Genomic DNA, 2,221 nt, shown 5'->3' on the forward strand with positions numbered 1-2,221 from the left:
GCCGCCGGCGCCGCCAGCGCCCAGAACATCCGGATCGGCCTGCAGGAAGATCCCGATGTCCTGGACCCGCATCGGGCCCGCACCTACGTGGGCCGCATCGTGTTCACGTCGCTGTGCGACAAGCTGGTGGACATCGATCCAAAGCTGCACTTCGTACCGCAGCTGGCCACCTCGTGGTCGTTCAGCGACGACAACAAGGTGCTGACCTTCAAGCTGCGCGACGACGCGCTGTTCCACGACGGCACCAAATTCGACGCGGCGGCGGCCAAGGCCAACCTGGATCGCGCCATGAGCCTGCCGGACAGCCTGCGCAAGGGCGAACTGCGCTCGGTGGCCAAGGTCGACGCACCCGACGCCACCACGCTGGTGCTGACCCTGNNTCCGACCGCGCCGGCATGATGCTGTCGCCCAAGACCTTCTCGGACGACGTCGCCGCCGTGGGCCGCAAGCCCATCTGCTCGGGCCCGTACAAGTTCGTCGAACGCATCCAGAACGACCGCATCGTCCTGGAAAAATTCGATCAGTACTACGGCGCCAAGGACTACGCGTTCAAGCGCGTGACCTTCCTGCCCATCCCGGACACCACCGTGCGCCTGTCCAACCTGCGCGCGGGCGATCTGGACATGCTGGAACGCCTGAATCCGTCCGACGCGCCGCAGGTCAAGAACGACGCCAGCCTGACGTTCGCGCCGGTTGCGGGCCTGGGCTTCCAGCAGTTCATGTTCAACGTGGGCAACGGCAAGCGCGCCGAAGACAACCCGTTCAAGAACAAGCTGGTGCGCCAGGCGTTCCAGTACGCCATCGACCGCAACGCCATCAACGAAGTGGCCGGTGGCGGCATCTTCGAACCGGCCCAGCAGCCGTTCCCGCCCGCCAGCCCCTATCACAGCGACAAATTCCCGGTCACCCAGCGCGACGTGGCCAAGGCCAAGGGCCTGCTCAAGCAGGCGGGCGTTGACCGCGTGAAGGCCGAGCTGGTGTTCGGTAACAACACCACCACGTCGTCCATCGCCGAAATCGTTCAGGCCATGGCTGCCGAGGCGGGCTTTGACCTGTCGCTGCGCCCGACCGAATACGCGGCGCTTCAAAAGGAAGCCTCGGGCGGCAACTTCCAGATCGTGATGCTGGGGTGGTCCGGCCGGGTCGATCCCGACGGCAACATCCACGCTTTCGTCACCTGCAAGGGTGCACTGAACGACGGTCACTACTGCAATCCGGAAGTCGACAAGCTGCTCAACCAGGCCCGCACGGTGCCGGACGAGGCCAAGCGCAAGGCCATCTACGACCAGGCGCAGGTCATCATCCAGGACGAACTGCCCGGCGTGTACAACTACTACCAGCCGTGGCCCTTCGTGATGGGCAAGAAAGTCCAGGGCTTCACGCCCTATCCGGACGGTATGATCCGGCTCAAGGGCGTGACGTTCGCGCAGAAGTAATGTTGGGGCGGCGAATGCCCGCCGCGCCCGCCGGACGCGCCTTGCGCGTCCGGTTGTCGTTTGCGGCGGACGCGCATCGGGCCCTGTCCGGCCGGCGCCGTCCGTCGTTCCTGTCTTACGGTTTCCCACATGCTTAAACTCATCTTGCGCCGCGTGATCGTCGCGATCCCGACACTGATACTGGTGTCGATGATCGTGTTCATGCTGCAGAAAATCCTGCCCGGCGATCCGGTGCTGACCCTGGCCGGCGAAGAGCGCGACCCGGCCGTCCTGGACTACCTGCGCGACAAATACCGCCTGAACGACCCGTTGCCGATGCAGTACGCGGCCTGGGCCGGACAGGTCCTGCAAGGCGATCTGGGCAAGTCCCTGCGCACCGACGTGCCCGTCACGACGCTGATCGCGCAAAAGCTGCCCGTCACGCTGCAACTGGCCGCCATGGCGATGTTCTTTGCGCTGCTGGTGGGCATTCCCATGGGCATCATTGCCGCGGTGCGCAAAGGCAAGCCCGTCGAAATGGGCGCCAACATCGCGGCGTTATCCGGCATGTCCATTCCCAACTTCTGGCTGGGCATCATCCTCATCATGGTGGTGTCGGTCCAGTGGAAACTGTTGCCGGCCTCGGGGTATGTGTCGCCCTCTGAAGACTTCTGGCTGTCGATCAAGACGATGCTGATGCCGTCGCTGGTGCTGTCCACGGCAATCGCGGCGTATCTGATGCGGCATACGCGGTCGTCGATGCTGGAGGCGCTGTCCGCGGATTACGTGCGCACCGCCCGCGCCAA

The 2,221-nt window shown here is 64.6% G+C and carries 1 protein-coding gene and 1 pseudogene; both read left to right on the forward strand.

The window, feature by feature from the left end; all coding sequences use genetic code 11:
* Positions 1 to 1,436 (forward strand): annotated as a pseudogene (locus B3446_RS09500) (ABC transporter substrate-binding protein); the annotation flags it as partial.
* A 129-nt stretch (positions 1,437 to 1,565) separates the two neighbouring features.
* On the forward strand, positions 1,566 to 2,221 hold a 656-nt coding region (locus B3446_RS09505), incomplete at its 3' end, for an ABC transporter permease (RefSeq protein ID WP_414632406.1).

The sequence above is a fragment of the Achromobacter sp. UBA5777 genome, assembly GCF_002418565.1.
In the GTDB taxonomy this organism is placed as follows: Bacteria; Pseudomonadota; Gammaproteobacteria; order Burkholderiales; family Burkholderiaceae_B; genus Achromobacter; species Achromobacter animicus.